Annotated in this window: 10 protein-coding genes; 9 read left to right on the forward strand and 1 reads right to left on the reverse strand. The window is 68.9% G+C overall.

All coding sequences use genetic code 11. The features are described from left to right. Positions 1-7: 7 nt before the first annotated feature. Positions 8-2,167, reverse strand: a complete 2,160-nt coding sequence (locus AC07OH_RS15545) for a thiamine pyrophosphate-dependent enzyme (RefSeq protein WP_495301276.1) — start codon at positions 2,165-2,167, stop codon at positions 8-10. Positions 2,168-2,253: 86 nt separating this feature from the next. Here AC07OH_RS15545 and AC07OH_RS15550 point away from each other — a divergent pair, with 86 nt between their 5' ends. The 9 genes from AC07OH_RS15550 (at position 2,254) to AC07OH_RS15590 (ending at position 15,141) form a co-directional block, all read left to right on the forward strand. Next, on the forward strand, positions 2,254-3,168 hold the full coding sequence (locus AC07OH_RS15550) for a LysR family transcriptional regulator (RefSeq protein ID WP_495301277.1): 915 nt from the start codon (positions 2,254-2,256) through the stop codon (positions 3,166-3,168). 145 nt (positions 3,169-3,313) lie between these two features. Beyond that, the gene (locus AC07OH_RS15555; RefSeq protein ID WP_492677630.1) at positions 3,314-4,567 is read left to right on the forward strand and encodes an NRAMP family divalent metal transporter; all 1,254 of its coding nucleotides are present in this window, start codon (positions 3,314-3,316) and stop codon (positions 4,565-4,567) included. Between the two features lie 141 nt (positions 4,568-4,708). Next, positions 4,709-5,506 carry a TSUP family transporter gene (locus tag AC07OH_RS15560; protein WP_495301278.1) on the forward strand — a complete coding sequence of 266 codons (798 nt, stop codon included), beginning with the start codon at positions 4,709-4,711 and terminating at the stop codon, positions 5,504-5,506. Between the two features lie 186 nt (positions 5,507-5,692). After that, a complete protein-coding gene (xdhA, locus tag AC07OH_RS15565) occupies positions 5,693-7,306 on the forward strand; it encodes a xanthine dehydrogenase small subunit (protein WP_495301279.1) in 1,614 nt (537 codons plus the stop codon). Between the two features lie 2 nt (positions 7,307-7,308). Then, positions 7,309-9,768, forward strand: coding sequence for a xanthine dehydrogenase molybdopterin binding subunit (gene xdhB / locus AC07OH_RS15570; RefSeq protein ID WP_495301280.1), 2,460 nt, complete (start codon positions 7,309-7,311; stop codon positions 9,766-9,768). 94 nt (positions 9,769-9,862) lie between these two features. Continuing rightward, positions 9,863-10,858, forward strand: a complete 996-nt coding sequence (locus tag AC07OH_RS15575; RefSeq protein ID WP_495301281.1) for a LysR family transcriptional regulator — start codon at positions 9,863-9,865, stop codon at positions 10,856-10,858. A 76-nt stretch (positions 10,859-10,934) separates the two neighbouring features. Then, positions 10,935-12,332, forward strand: a complete 1,398-nt coding sequence (locus tag AC07OH_RS15580; RefSeq protein WP_099795716.1) for an NCS2 family permease — start codon at positions 10,935-10,937, stop codon at positions 12,330-12,332. 108 nt (positions 12,333-12,440) lie between these two features. After that, positions 12,441-13,991, forward strand: coding sequence for an ABC transporter ATP-binding protein (locus AC07OH_RS15585; RefSeq protein ID WP_495301282.1), 1,551 nt, complete (start codon positions 12,441-12,443; stop codon positions 13,989-13,991). Beyond that, the gene (locus AC07OH_RS15590) at positions 13,978-15,141 is read left to right on the forward strand and encodes an ABC transporter permease (protein ID WP_062477508.1); all 1,164 of its coding nucleotides are present in this window, start codon (positions 13,978-13,980) and stop codon (positions 15,139-15,141) included. Before AC07OH_RS15585 ends, AC07OH_RS15590 begins: the two co-directional genes overlap by 14 nt.

The following is a 15,141-nucleotide window of genomic DNA, read 5'->3' on the forward strand; positions in this document are numbered from 1 at the left end:
TTCTCTTTCATGCCGGGCGCAGGGCGCCGACGATCGCGCTGCGCAGGCCGTGCAGCAGGCGTTCGTGCCATTTCGGGTTCTGCACCACCTCGGCGCGGTAGAAGCTCGGGCACAGCGTGGCCGCGTGCGCGTTGGCGCCGCACAGGCCGCAGCCCACGCAGCCGTCGATGACCACGGCCACCGGGTCGACCTTCAGCGGATCGGGGTTGTCCTTGAGCGTGAGCGTGGGGCAGCCCGACAGGCGGATGCAGGCGTGGTCGCCGTTGCACACGTCCTCGTCGACGCCGTACTTCACGCGCACCACGCGTTGGCCCTTCTTGAGCAGGCCGGCGATCCACGGCTTGATGCGGCGTTGCCGCTCGAGCTGGCACTCGCCCTCGGCGATCACCACCTTCAGGCCGTTGAAGTCGCTCGTGAGCGCCTCGGTGAGCGTCTTGCGCATGCGCTCCACGTCGTAGGTGGTCACGGTGCGCATCCACTTCACGCCCAGACCCGTGAGCGTGGCCTCGATGGTCTGGTTCTTGTCGACCAGGCTCTGCTGCTTGTCGACGGCGCGTTCCTTGATCTCGTCGTCGGGCGTGGAGATGATGTCCTGCGTGCCGGTGGCCGAGGTGTAGCCGTTCTTGAAGATCAGCAGCACCGCGTCGTCATCGTTGAACAGCGCGCTCTGCACGCCCGTGAGCAGGCCGTTGTGCCAGAAGCCGCCGTCGCCCATGATCGACAGCGTGCGCCGGTTCATCATCGGCGCCACGCCCGCGCGGCTGGCCAGGCTCATGCCGTAGCCGAGGATCGAGTGGCCCATCGAGAAGGGCTCGAAGGTGCCGAAGGCATGGCAGCCGATGTCGGCCGCGATGTGCACCGGCCCCGTCTCCTGCTGCGCCAGCTTGAGGGCCGAGAACACCGGCCGCTCGGGGCAGCCCACGCAGAAGCTCGGCGGGCGGTTGGGCAGCGGCGCGTCGAGCTGGCGCGCCACCGCCTCGCGGCGTTCGCGGTTGCCGGCCAGCCAGGCCTGCGCCGAGGTGGCGGCCTCGCTCGCGCCGAGGTAGCGCTCGGCAAAGGCCGCGAGGCCGCCCGACAGCACCTCCACGCCGTACTCGCCGGCCTGCGGCAGCAGGTCCTTGCCGTGCAGCGGCGTCTGGATGTCGCGCCGGCGCAGCAGCGTGGCGATGTCCTGCTCGATGTACTCGGGCTGGCCTTCTTCCACCACCAGCACCGCGCGCTTGCCCACGCAGAAGTCGGCCACCTGCTCGGGCACCAGCGGGTAGGTCACGTTGAGCACCAGGATCGGGATGTCGGTGTCGCCGAAGGCATCGGCCAGGCCCTGCTGCTGCAGGCTGCGGATCAGTGCGTTGTACAGACCGCCCTGCACCACGATGCCCAGGTCGGGGTGGCGCCGGCCGGGCATCAGTTCGTTGAGGCCGTTCGCCACGATGTGGCGGCGCGCGGCCGGCATGCGCTCGTCGCCCTTGAGCTTCTCGTGGCGGAAGGTGACGGGCGGGTGCGCCAGCCGCATGTAGTCGAAGCCCGCGGGCTCGTCCATCAGCGCGCGCGTCGACACGGCGGGCGCGATGTTGTCCTTGCAGTCGAAGCTGCCACGCACGTGGCAGGTGCGGATGCGCAGCTCCATCAGGCAGGGCATGTTCGACGCCTCCGAGAGCTGGAAGCCCTGCTCGACCATGCGCACCATCACGCCCAGGTCGGGCCGCGGATCGAGCAGGCACATGCTCGACTTGAGCGCGTAGGCGTGCGTGCGCTCCTGGATCACGCTGGCGCCTTCGCCGTAGTCTTCGCCCACCACGATCAGCACGCCGCCGGTCACGCCGGGCGACGACAGGTTGGACAGCGCATCGGCCGCCACGTTGGTGCCGACGATCGACTTCCAGGTCACCGCGCCGCGCAGCGGGTAGTGGATGGAGGCGCCGAGCATCGCCGCCGCCGAGGCCTCGTTGGAGCAGGCCTCGACGTGCACGCCCAGCTCGTCCATGTAGGCCTTGCCCTGCACCATGACGTCCAGCAGGTGCGACACCGGTGCGCCCTGGTAGCCGCCGACGTAGGCCACGCCCGACTGCAGCAGGCCCTTGGTGATCGCGAGGATGCCCTCGCCGTGGAAGGTGTCGCCTGCGCCCAGGCGCAGCATTTCCACTTCCTTGCTGAATGAAACTTCCATCGTGTCTCGTGCTTCTTGTCGTGGGAGAACGCGGGAGTGTGGGCGGAGCTGCGTCATACTTCAATGCAATGACCCAGCTATCGAATATGAATGGGGTGCATATCGACGCGGTCGACCTCAACCTGCTGCGGCTGTTCGACGCCGTCTACCGCACCCGCAACGTGAGCCGCGCCGCCGAGGCGCTGGGCCTCACGCAGCCGGCTGCCAGCCACGGCCTCACGCGGCTGCGCCTGCTCCTGGGCGACGCGCTGTTCACGCGCAGCCTCGGCGGCGTCGCGCCCACGCCGCGCGCCGAGCGGCTGGCGGTGCCCGTGCAGTCGGCGCTGGCGATGCTGCAGCAGGCCCTGGCCGAGCCCGAGCGCTTCGACCCGGCGGCCTCGCGCAAGCTCTTTCGCATCCACATGAGCGACATCGGCGAGGGCCGCTTCTTGCCCGCGCTGATGGCGCGGCTGCGCGAGCTGGCACCGGGCGTGCGCGTGGAAACCATGCCGCTCGCGCCGGGCGAGATCGCCACCGCGCTGGACAGCGGCAGGGTCGACTTCGCCTTCGGCTTTTTGCCGCACGTGGAGGACACCCAGCGCACGCAGCTGCTGAAAGACCGCTACATCGTGCTGCTGCGCCACGACCACCCCTTCGTGAAGCGCCGGCGCAGCGGCCAGGCGCTGCTGGCCGCGCTGCACGAGCTCGACTACGTGGCCGTGCGCACCCACGCCGACACGCTGCGCATCCTGCAGCTGCTGAACCTCGAAGACCGCCTGCGCCTGACGACCGAGCACTTCATGGTGCTGCCGGCCATCGTGCGCGCCACCGACCTGGCGGTGGTGATGCCGCGCAACATCGCGCGCGGCTTCGCGGCCGAGGGCGGCTACGCCATCGTCGAGCCGCCGTTTCCGCTGCGCGACTTCACCGTGTCGCTGCACTGGAGCAAGCGCTTCGAGGCCGACCCGGGCAACCGCTGGTTGCGGCAGGTGATCGTGGCGTTGTTCTCGGAAAAGGCCTGAGGCGGCGGCGTCCGATTCATGTGGTGGTCAGGTTGGGCGTGCCACCATCGACGGGCTCATTGCCAGAGCGTCGGTTGACTGGCAGCGTGCCCCGGTGTCCTGTGCATGCGCCCCGAGCCGCAGCGCCCCAAGCCAGCAGAACCACATGAAGAAACGCATCCCCTCCTTCCTGCGCCACGTCGGCCCCGGCGTCGTCACCGGCGCGGCCGACGACGACCCGTCGGGCATTGCCACCTACACCCAGGCCGGGGCCCAGTTCGGTACCGGCCTGCTGTGGACCGTGTTCCTGTCGCTGCCGTTCATGGTGGCCATCCAGCTCGTGTCGGCCCGCATCGGCCGCGTCACCGGCAAGGGCGTCGCGGCCAACCTGCGCGAGCACATGCCGCGCGGTTTCCTCGTCACGCTGGTGGCGCTGCTGGTGGTGGCCAACACCATCAACATCGCGGCCGACATCGCCGCCATGGGCGAGGCCCTGCAGCTGGTGGTGGGCGGCGGCGCGCACTTCCATTCGCTGATCTTCGGCGTGGTCACCGTGCTGCTGCAGGTGTTCGTGCCGTACCGCAAGCTGGCCCACATCCTCAAGTGGCTGACGCTCACCCTGTTCGCCTACGTGGCGGCCGTGTTCGTGGTGCAGGTGCCGTGGGCGCAGGTGCTGCACGACCTCGTCGTGCCGAAGCTGCAGTGGCGCGGCGACTACTGGATGATGCTCGTGGCGCTGCTGGGCACCACCATCTCGCCCTACCTGTTCTTCTGGCAGGCCTCGCAGGAGGTCGAGGAACGGCGCCTGAAGGGCGGGCGGCGCGGCACCGACAAGCAGGTGCGCCACGACCTGCGGCGCGTGCGCATCGACACCTGGATGGGCATGACCTTCTCCAACCTCATCGCGTTCTTCGTGATGGTGGTCGGCGCCGCCGTGCTGTACGCGGGCGGCGTGCACGACGTGACCTCCGCGGCGCAGGCCGCCGAGGCGCTGCGCCCGCTGGCCGGCGACTTCGCGTTCTGGCTGTTCGCCGGCGGCATCGTCGCCACCGGGCTGCTGGCCGTGCCGGTGCTGGCCTCGTCGGCGGCCTACGCGGTGGCCGAGGCCTTCGGCTGGGAAGAGGGGCTCGAGCGGCACTGGCGCGAGGCCAAGGAGTTCTACGCCATCATCGCCGTGGCCACCCTGGTGGGCACGGGGCTCGACTTCACGCCCGTCGACCCCATGAAGGCGCTGTACTGGAGCGCGGTCATCAACGGCGTGGTGGCGGTGCCGATCATGGCGGCCATGATGGTCCTGGTGACCCGCGAGAAGGTGATGGGGGCGTTCACCTCCGGGCGGCGAATCCGCTGGCTCGGCTGGGGCGGCACCGCGCTGATGGGCTTCGCCGCGCTGATGATGGGCTGGGACATGGTGCACTGAGCGCCGTCGCCAAGGGCTCGGCGGGCGCGGTATTCTCGGGTGGCCGCCCCGCGGCGTTTCCGTTGCCCTGATGTCCCCCTGCATGTCCGTTTCTTCCTTCCCCTCCCACGCCTTCTTCCACCGCCTCGCGCGCCGTCGCGCGTGCTGACGGCGTCCGCGGTGCAGGCGGTGCTTTCCGGCGCCGTCCCGGTGCTCATTTTCATGGCCTGCGTGGGCCTGGCCACCTACGCGCAGAACCTCACGGGCTTTGCGTTCAGCCTCATCCTGCTGGGCCTGGTGTCGGTGTTCGATATCGCCAGCGTGAACGACGCGGCCAATGCCGCGACCGTGCTGAGCCTCATCAACGCCTGGACCTACTTCCGAGCGCGCCCCGGCCCCGTGCCCTGGCAGCTGATGAAGCCCGCGCTCAACGGCAGCACCGTCGGCGTGATCGTCGGGCTCATGCTGCTCGTGTGGCTCAGCGGCAGCGCCGTGTCGTGGCTGCGGGGCCTGCTGGGCGTGTCGATCCTGGTCTGCGCCGTGCTGCTGTTGCTGCAGGGCAAGCCGCTGGCGGCCGTGTCGGGCCGCACCAGCTTCGCCCTCATCGGCGGGCTCTCGGGCGTGCTGGGCGGGCTGTTCTCGGCCTCGGGCCCGCCCATCGTGTTCCACATGTACCGCCAGCCGCTGGACCGCGAACTGGTGCGCCGCGCGCTGCTGCTGATGTTCGCCTTCAACTCGCTCGTGCGGCTGGTCATCGTGTTGCCCACGGGCCACTTCTCGTGGCACTCGGCGCTGCTGGCCGGTTGCGCCATGCCCGTGGTCTACGCCGCGACGCGGCTGCACCATCGCCTGCCCAACAAGCTGCAGCCGCGCACCTTGCAATGGCTGGTCGCCGGGCTGCTTTTCGTGGCCGGCGTGACGCTGCTCGCCACCGCCTGGACCGCCATCGCACACGGCTGAAAAACGGCTGAAAACCCTCGGTTTCCGGCGTGGCCCGGGAATTGCAGCGTCAATCCAAGGGTTTCCCCGGACGTGGCATACCGACCCTCACATACGCGTTATGGGCGTGCCCGTATGCAAGACCCCACGCAAGCCGCTAACGTCCATGACTGGCCCATGACGGGCCGCCCACGAGCCAGAAAAAGCATGAGCACCGAGAGCAGCAGTACACCGATTCAACCGATCCGCTTCTTCCATCGCGGAAAGATCGTCGACGTCAGCGGGGTCCATCCGACCCGCTCCGTGCTCGACTGGCTGCGCGAAGATGCGCGCTGCACCGGCACCAAGGAAGGTTGCAACGAAGGCGACTGCGGCGCCTGCACCGTCGTCATCGGCGAGCTGGCCACCGACGCCCACGCACCCGGCGCGGTCGACGGCCTGCAGCTGCAGACCGTCAACGCCTGCATCCAGTTTTTGCCCACGCTGCACGGCAAGGCGCTGTTCACGGTCGAAGACCTCAAGGGACAGTGCGCGTCGCAGTGCAAGCCCAAGACGGAACCCACCGCCAAGCACGCCGTCCACCCGCTGCACCCTGTGCAGCAGGCCATGGTCGACTGCCACGGCTCGCAGTGCGGTTTCTGCACGCCGGGCTTCGTGATGTCGCTGTGGGCCACCTACGAACACCACCAGGCCGAGGGCACGCAGCCCACGCGCCAGCAGCTGGCCGATGACCTGTCGGGCAACCTGTGCCGCTGCACCGGCTACCGCCCCATCCTCGACGCCGGCCAGCGCATGTTCGACCTGCCGGCCGTGCGCCTGGACACCGCCCCCGTGGTGGCCGCGCTCACCGCGCTGAAGAACGACGGCCTGGACTACGCCGCCCCGCTCGGCGCCCGCATCGACCACTTCCACGCCCCCAAGACCCTGGCCCAGCTCGCCGCACTGCGCGTGCAGAAGCCGCGCGCCCAGCTGCTGGCCGGCTCGACCGACGTCGGTCTGTGGGTCAACAAGCAGTTCCGCGACCTCGGCGACATCATCTATGTCGGCGACGTGGCCGAGATGAAGGCGGTCGAGGAGCGCGCCGACGAGCTCTACATCGGCGCCGGCGCCTCGCTTGAAGCCGCCTTCGGCGCGCTGGTGGCGCGCGTGCCCAGCCTGGCCGACGTGTGGCTGCGCTTTGCCTCGCCGCCGATCCGCCACGCCGGCACCATGGGCGGCAACGTCGCCAACGGCTCGCCCATCGGCGACTCGCCGCCGGTGCTGATGTCGCTCGACGCCGAGATCGAGCTGCGCCGCGGCGACGTCGTGCGCCGCATGCCGTTGCCCGCGTTCTACCTCGACTACATGAAGAACGAGCTGCAGCCCGGCGAGTTCGTGCAGGGCCTGGCCGTGCCGCTGGCCGCCATGCGTCGCCAGGTGCGCGCCTACAAGATCAGCAAGCGCTTCGACTGCGACATCTCGGCGCTGTGCGCGGGCTTCGCCATCGAACTGGAAGCCGGCAGCGACACGGTGAAGGCCGTGCGCCTGGCCTTCGGCGGCATGGCCGCCACCGTCAAGCGCGCCGCCAACGCCGAAGCCGCGCTCGTGGGCAAGCCCTGGACGCAGGCCAGCGTGGCGACCGCCAAGCTGGCGCTGGCGCAAGACTTCAAGCCGCTCTCGGACATGCGGGCCTCGGCCGACTACCGCCTGCAGGTGGCGCAGAACCTGATCCAGCGCCTGTGGCTCGAAACCCGCACGCAGGACGCGCTGTCCCTCGAGGAAACCAGCGTCTGGAGCGTGATGCCTCATGTCGTTGCCAAGGTGGCGGCGGAAGGACTCTGACCATGAACAAACCCATCGACGCCCGCCTGCTGCAGCCCGCCGAGGCCTTTGCCGACTACCTGAAGAACACCGCCGCCCGCATCGACGTGGGCGCCGAAGCGCTGGCGCACGACCGCGGCATGCGCGTGGGCATCAGCCGCCCGCACGAGTCGGCGCACCTGCATGTGGCCGGCGAAGCCACCTACATCGACGACATTCCCGAACTCGCCGGCACGCTGCACTGCGCGCTGGGCCTGTCGCCGGTGGCCAACGGCCGCGTGACGGCGCTGTCGCTCGACGCCATCCGCGCCATGCCCGGCGTGGTCGCGGTGCTCACCGCCGACGACATCCCCGGCACCAACGACTGCGGTTCGATCATTCACGATGACCCGATCCTGCTGCCCGTGAACGACGGCGGCCAGATCCGCTACCTCGGCCAGCCCGTGTTCGCCGTGATCGCCGAAACCCGCGATGCCGCGCGCCGCGCCGCCGCCAAGGCCAAGGACGCGATCACCCTCGAGGCGCAGCCGCCCGTCATCACACCGCAGGACGCGCATGCGCGCGGCCAGTACGTGGTGCCGCCGATGCACATCGTGCGCAGCGGCGGGGCCGCCAACGAAGGCGACGAGGCCGCCGTGCGCGCCGCCATCGCGAAGGCACCGCATCGCCACCAGGCCACGCTCGACGTGGGCGGGCAGGAACAGTTCTACCTCGAAGGCCAGATCAGCTACGCCATTCCGAAGGAGGGCGGCACGCTGCACATCCACTGCTCGACGCAGCACCCCAGCGAGATGCAGCACCTGGTGGCGCATGCGCTGCACCTGTCCTCGAACGAAGTGCACGTCGAATGCCGGCGCATGGGCGGCGGCTTCGGCGGCAAGGAATCGCAGTCGGCGATCTTTGCCTGCGTGGCGGCCATTGCGGCGCGCCAGCTGCAGCGCCCCGTGAAGCTGCGCCTGGACCGCGACGACGACTTCATGATCACCGGTCGTCGCCACTGCTTCTGGTATGAGTACGACGTGGGCTACGACGACGAGGGCCGCATCCTCGGCGCCGAGATCACCATGGTCTCGCGCGCCGGCCATTCGGCCGACCTGTCGGGCCCGGTGATGACCCGCGCGCTGTGCCACTTCGACAACGCCTACTGGCTGCCCAACGTGGCCATGCACGGCTTCTCGGGCAAGACCAACACGCAGAGCAACACCGCGTTTCGCGGCTTCGGCGGCCCGCAGGGCGCCATCGCCATCGAGAACATCATGGACTCGGTGGCCCGCGAGCTGAAGCGCGACCCGCTCGACGTGCGGCGCGTCAACTTCTACGGCAAGGGCGAGAACAACGTCACGCCCTACCGCCAGACCGTGACCGACAACATCGTCCACGAACTCGTGGCCGAGCTCGAAGAAACCAGCGACTACCGCCTGCGCCGCGAAGAGATCGCCGCCTTCAACGCGAAGAGCCCGGTGCTCAAGCGCGGGCTGGCGCTGGCGCCGCTGAAGTTCGGCATCTCGTTCAACGTGAAGCACTTCAACCAGGCCGGCGCGCTCGTGCACGTGTACACCGACGGCTCGATCCTCGTGAACCACGGCGGCACCGAGATGGGCCAGGGCCTGAACACCAAGGTGGCGCAGGTGGTGGCGCACGAACTGGGCGTGAGCTTCGAGCGCGTGCGTGTCACCGCGACCGACACGACGAAAGTGGCGAACACCTCGGCCACGGCCGCCTCGACCGGCGCCGACCTGAACGGCAAGGCCGCACAGGACGCCGCCCGCCAGATCCGCGAACGCCTGGCCGCCTGCGCCGCCGAGCGCCATGGTGGCAACGCCGCCGATGTGCGCTTTGCCAACGACCAGGTCGAGGTGAACGGCCGCACGCTGGCCTTCAGCACTGTCGTGGGCGAGGCGTATCTCGACCGCAAGCAGCTGTGGTCCGACGGCTTCTACGCCACGCCCGGCCTGAGCTGGGACAAGGACAAGATGCAGGGCCGCCCGTTCTACTACTACGCCTACGGCGCGGCGGTGAGCGAAGTGGTGGTGGACACGCTCACCGGCGAATGGAAGCTCTTGCGCGCCGACATCCTGCACGACGCGGGCAAGTCGCTGAACCCGGCCGTGGACATCGGCCAGGTCGAAGGCGCCTTCATCCAGGGCATGGGCTGGCTCACCACCGAAGAGCTGGTGTGGCATCCGCAAAGCGGCAAGCTCACGACGCACGCGCCGAGCACCTACAAGATCCCGACGGCCAACGACTGCCCGCCGGTGTTCAACGTGCGCCTGTTCGAGGGCCAGAACTTCGAGGACTCGATCCACCGCAGCAAGGCCGTGGGCGAACCGCCGCTGTTGCTGCCGTTCTCGGTGTTCTTCGCGATCCGCGATGCCGTGTCGGCCGCGGGCGGACACCGGGTCGATCCGCCGCTGAAGGCGCCGGCCACGAGCGAATCCATCCTCCGCGCCCTGACCGCGGTGCAGGCAGCCTCTGGCGAATGAGCACCGGCCGTGCTCGCACGGTCCGAGCGTCCTTCCGTTCTCCAAATGTTGCGCTGTATAACTGTTCGCACAGACAAGAAAGGTGTGAACAGCCATGAGAGACCAGGCGCTTTTCGACAAGATCGACCTTCATCTGATTCGGGTGCTTCACACCGTGTTGACCGACCGCAGCGTCTCGCGCGCCGCCATTCGCCTGGGCATGTACCAGCCGGCCGTCTCGGCCGCGCTGAAGCGCCTGCGCGAGTTGTCGGGCGACCCGCTGCTGGTGCGCTCGGGCTCGGGCATGGTGCCCACCGACGCGGGGCTGCGCATGATCGAGCCCGCGGCCAGCATTCTTCGGGCGGCCGAGATGTTGTTCTCGGATGCGCGCGGTTTCGAGCCGCAGTCGGCGGCCACCACCTTCCGCATCGCGGCCAGCGACTACATGGACCCGCTGTTCCTGCCGCTGCTGGTGGCGCAGGTCAAGCGCGAGGCGCCGCTGTGCCAGATCGAGATCCATGCGCTCTCGCCCGACTCGGACTACCACGGGCACCTGGCGCTCGGGCAGGTCGACCTGGTGATCGGCAACTGGCTCAAGCCGCCGGAGGACCTGCACATGGCGCGCCTCTTCGGCGACGAGGTGGTGTCGCTGGTCAACCAGGACCATCCGGCCGTGCGGCGCGGGTGGGACCTGGAAACCTGGCTGGCGGCCGAGCACATCGCGCCCACGCCCATGCACCCGGGCGGGCGCGGCATCATCGACCAGATGCTCGACGAGCTGGGCCGGCAGCGCAACATCACGGCGCGCTGCGCGCACTTCAGCCTCATACCCGACATGGTGGCCTCGAGCCTGCTGGTGCTGACCACCGGGCGCCAGTACTGCGAGCGCTTTGCCGCACGGCTGCCCGTGAAGATCCTCGAGTGCCCGGCTGCCTTGCCGCGCCTCATGTACTACCAGCTCTGGCACGAACGCACGCATTCGTCGAGCTCCGCGCGCTGGCTGCGCGAATGCATCAAGGGCGTGGCGGCGTCGCTGCGGCCCGGCTTCGATGCCGCGCCTGCCGCCACTGCCCGAGCCCTGCCGGCTGAGCCGCTTTCCGATCCTCCCTGAGCCCTCCGTCGCGCCGGCGTCGCGACCGAGGCAACGATGAACGAACCGCCACATACAACAGCTGGAGACAAGCGAAATGAACAGGTATGAAGAGGTGCCCAAGGCCACCACTCCCCGGGCCGCCGGGGCCACCGAGGCGGCGCCGTTGCGTGCGGCCACCGCACCGGCCAACGCCGGTCTGCTGGAACGCTTTTTCAAGCTGACCGAGCACAACACCACCGTGCGCACCGAAGTCATCGCAGGGCTGACGACCTTCCTGACGATGGCCTACATCATCTTCGTGAACCCGTCGATCCTCGGGGACGCGGGCATGCCCAAGGGCGCCGTCTTCGTCGCCACCTGCCTGATCGCGGCCATCGGCACGCTGATCATGGGCCTGTACGCCAACTACCCGATCGCCATGGCGCCGGGCATGGGCCTGAACGCCTACTTCGCCTACGTGGTCGTGCTCGGCATGGGCTACACGTGGCAGGTCGCGCTGGGCGCGGTGTTCATCTCGGGTTGCCTGTTCCTGATCGTGACGGTCACCGGGTTGCGGGAGCTGTTCATCGCGGGCATACCGCAGTCCTTGCGAACGGCGATCACCGTGGGCATCGGCATGTTCCTGGCGCTCATCGCGCTGAAGAGCGCGGGCATCGTCGCCGCCTCGCCGGCCACCTTCGTCACGCTGGGCGACCTGCACTCGGCGCCGGTGGTGCTGGCCACGCTGGGCTTTCTCGTCATCGTGGCGCTCGACCGATTGAAGGTGCGCGGGGCGATCCTGATCGGGATCATGCTGGTGACGGTGCTGTCGTTCTTCTTCGGCGGCAACAAGTTCCACGGCGTGTTCGACGCACCGCCGTCCATCGCACCGACCTTCATGCAGCTGGACATCCTCGGCGCGCTCAAGGGCGGCATCCTGAACGTGGTGCTGGTGTTCTTCCTGGTCGAGATGTTCGACGCCACCGGCACGCTGATGGGGGTGGCCAAGCGCGCCGGCCTCCTGGTGCCCGGCAAGATGGAACGCATGAACAAGGCGCTGCTGGCCGACAGCGGCGCGATCTTCGCGGGCTCGCTGCTGGGCACCTCGAGCACCACGGCGTATGTGGAAAGCGCGGCCGGCGTGCAAGCCGGCGGCCGCACCGGCCTCACGGCCGTGGTCGTGGCGCTGCTGTTCCTGGCCTGCCTGATGATCTCGCCGCTGGCGGGCTCGGTGCCGGCCTACGCCACCGCACCGGCGCTGCTCTTCGTGGGCTGCCTGATGCTGCGCGACCTGGTCGAGCTCGACTGGGAAGACACCACCGAGGTGATCCCGGCCGCCGTCACGGCGCTGGCCATGCCCTTCACCTACTCGATCGCCAACGGCCTGGCCTTCGGCTTCATCACCTACGCGGTGCTCAAGCTGTGCACCGGCCGGGCACGGGAAGTGCATGCGATGGTCTGGGTGATCGCGGCGATCTTCCTGTTCAAGTTCGCCTACATCGGCGGGCACTGAGAGGCTGAGTAGAGCGCCGTCGGGCGCCGATGGTCGCGGGGACGCTATTAAACTTATAGCTGTCCCCGCTTTGTTGCAGTTGAACGAGACAAACCCACGAAACCCGGCATGACAACCCCCAGACTCCAGCTGGCGCACATCACCAAGCGGTACCCCGCGGTGGTGGCCAACAGCGACATCTCCCTGGCCGTGCAGCCCGGCGAAATCCATGCCGTGCTCGGAGAGAACGGCGCGGGCAAATCGACCCTGATGAAGATCATCTACGGCTCGGTCAAGCCCGACGAAGGCACCGTCACCTTCGACGGCCAGGCGGTGAACCTGCGCAACCCGCAGCAGGCGCGCGCGCTGGGCATCAGCATGGTGTTCCAGCACTTCAGCCTGTTCGACACGCTCACCGTGGCCGAGAACGTCTGGCTGGGCCTGGACAAGTCGCTCGCGCTGGCCGAGGTGGCCCGCAGCATCACGGCCAAGGCCAGCGAGTACGGGCTGGACATCGACCCCGCGCGCCCCGTGCACACGCTGTCGGTGGGCGAGATGCAGCGGGTGGAGATCATCCGCGCGCTGCTCACCAACCCCAAGCTGCTGATCCTGGACGAGCCGACCTCGGTGCTCACCCCGCAGGCCGTGATCCGCCTGTTCGGCGTGCTGAACAAGCTGGCCTCGGAAGGCTGCAGCATCCTGTACATCAGCCACAAGCTGCACGAGATCCAGGAGCTGTGCACGGCCTGCACCGTGCTGCGCGGCGGCAAGGTCACAGGTGTGTGCAACCCGCGCAACGAGAGCACCGAGTCGCTCTCGCGCCTGATGATCGGCAGCGAGCCGCCACCGCTGCAGCACCGCCCGCTGCATGCCGGCGCGGTGGCGCTGCGCGTGCAGGGCCTGAAGCTGGCGCGCGAAGACCAGTTCGGCGTCGACCTGGACGGCATCTCGTTCGACGTGCGCGCGGGCGAGGTCGTCGGCATCGCCGGCGTCTCGGGCAACGGCCAGAAAGAGCTGCTGTACACGCTCTCGGGCGAGGACGTGCGCGCCGAGCCCGCCATGGTGCGCGTGTTCGACCAGCCGGCAGGCCGGCTGCGCCCGCGTGCGCGGCGTGCGCTGGGCCTGCATTTCGTGCCCGAGGAGCGGCTGGGGCGCGGCGCCGTGCCCACGCTGGGCCTGGCGCACAACCTGCTGCTCACGCGCAGCAATGCGGTGGGCAAGGGCGGCTGGATCCGCACCGCCGAGCTCGACAAGCAGGCGCGTTCCATCATCGATCGCTTCAAGGTGAAGGCCGGCGGCCCGGGCGCGGCGGCGCGCTCGCTGTCGGGCGGCAACCTGCAGAAGTTCATCGTCGGTCGCGAGATCGACGCCAACCCCAAGCTCTTCATCGTCTCGCAGCCGACCTGGGGTGTGGACGTGGGCGCAGCGGCGCTCATCCACGCCGAGATCCTGGCGCTGCGCGACGCCGGCTGCGCCGTGCTCGTGATCAGCGAGGAGCTGGACGAGCTGTTCAACATCTGCGACCGGCTGCACGTGATCGCCAAGGGGCGGCTGTCGCCCTCGATCGACCGCGCGGCGGCCACGCTGCCGCAGATCGGCGAGTGGATGAGCGGCCTGTGGCCGCAGGCACAGCCCCACCAGAACAACAACAAGAAGGAGGGCGCGCATGCTCAAGCTTGAACCCCGCCCGGAGCTGTCGCGCTTCTGGAGCTATGGCTCGCCGATCCTGGCGCTCTTGATCACCGTGCTCATCGGCGTGGCACTGTTCGCCGCGCTCGGCAAGGACCCGGTCAAGGGCCTGCAGGTGTTCTTCTACGAACCGATCAAGAGCGGCTACGCCATCGGCGAGCTGATGGTGAAGGCCACGCCGCTGCTCATCATTGCGCTCGGCCTGGCCGTGTGCTTTCGCTCCAACGTCTGGAACATCGGCGCCGAAGGGCAGTTCGTCTGCGGCGCCATCGCGGCGGGCGGCGTGGCGCTGCTGGCCGACAAAAGCACCGGCAGCTGGATCGTCGTGGCCATCCTGCTGGCGGGCATTCTGGGCGGCATGGTGTGGGCGGGCATCGTCGCGTTCCTGCGCGACAAGTTCAACGCCAACGAAATCCTCGTGAGCCTGATGCTGGTCTACGTGGCCACGCTGATGCTGAGCTACCTGGTCTTCGGCCCCTGGAAAGACCCGCAGGGCTACAACTTTCCGCAAACCAAGACCTTCGAGGCGGTGACGCAGATCCCGCGGCTCATGAAGGGTTCGCGCGTGTCGATCGGGCTGATCATCGCGCTCGTCGGCGCAGGCGCGCTGTGGGTGTTTTTGTTCCGCACGCGCGCGGGCTTTGCGCAGCAGGTCGGCGGGCTGGCGCCCGCGGCGGCGCGCTATGCCGGTTTCTCGGCACGCCGCGCCGTGTGGATCGCGCTGCTCACCTCGGGCGGCGCGGCCGGCCTGGCGGGCGCGCTCGAAGTGGCGGGCCCCATCGGCCAGCTCACGCCGTACGTGCCCGCAGGCTACGGCTTCGCGGCCATCATCGTGGCCTTCGTCGGGCGGCTGCATCCGGTGGGCATGATCTTCTCGGCCATCCTGATGAGCATGTTCTACATCGGCGGCGAACTCGCGCAGTCGCGCCTGGGCCTGCCCAAGTCGCTCACCGGCGTGTTCCAGGGCCTGCTGCTGTTCACGCTCTTGGCCTGCGACACGCTCATCGCCTACCGCATCCGCCGCAAGGCCGGCGCCAAGGCCGCCACGTTGACCACGAGTTCGTTGCAGGTCAGCACGCCCATCACCGCGCCGACCGCGCCCGTTGCGCCGACCGCGCGTGCCACCGAAGGGGGTCTCTGA

The sequence above is a fragment of the Variovorax sp. GW821-FHT10C12 genome (assembly GCF_059415405.1).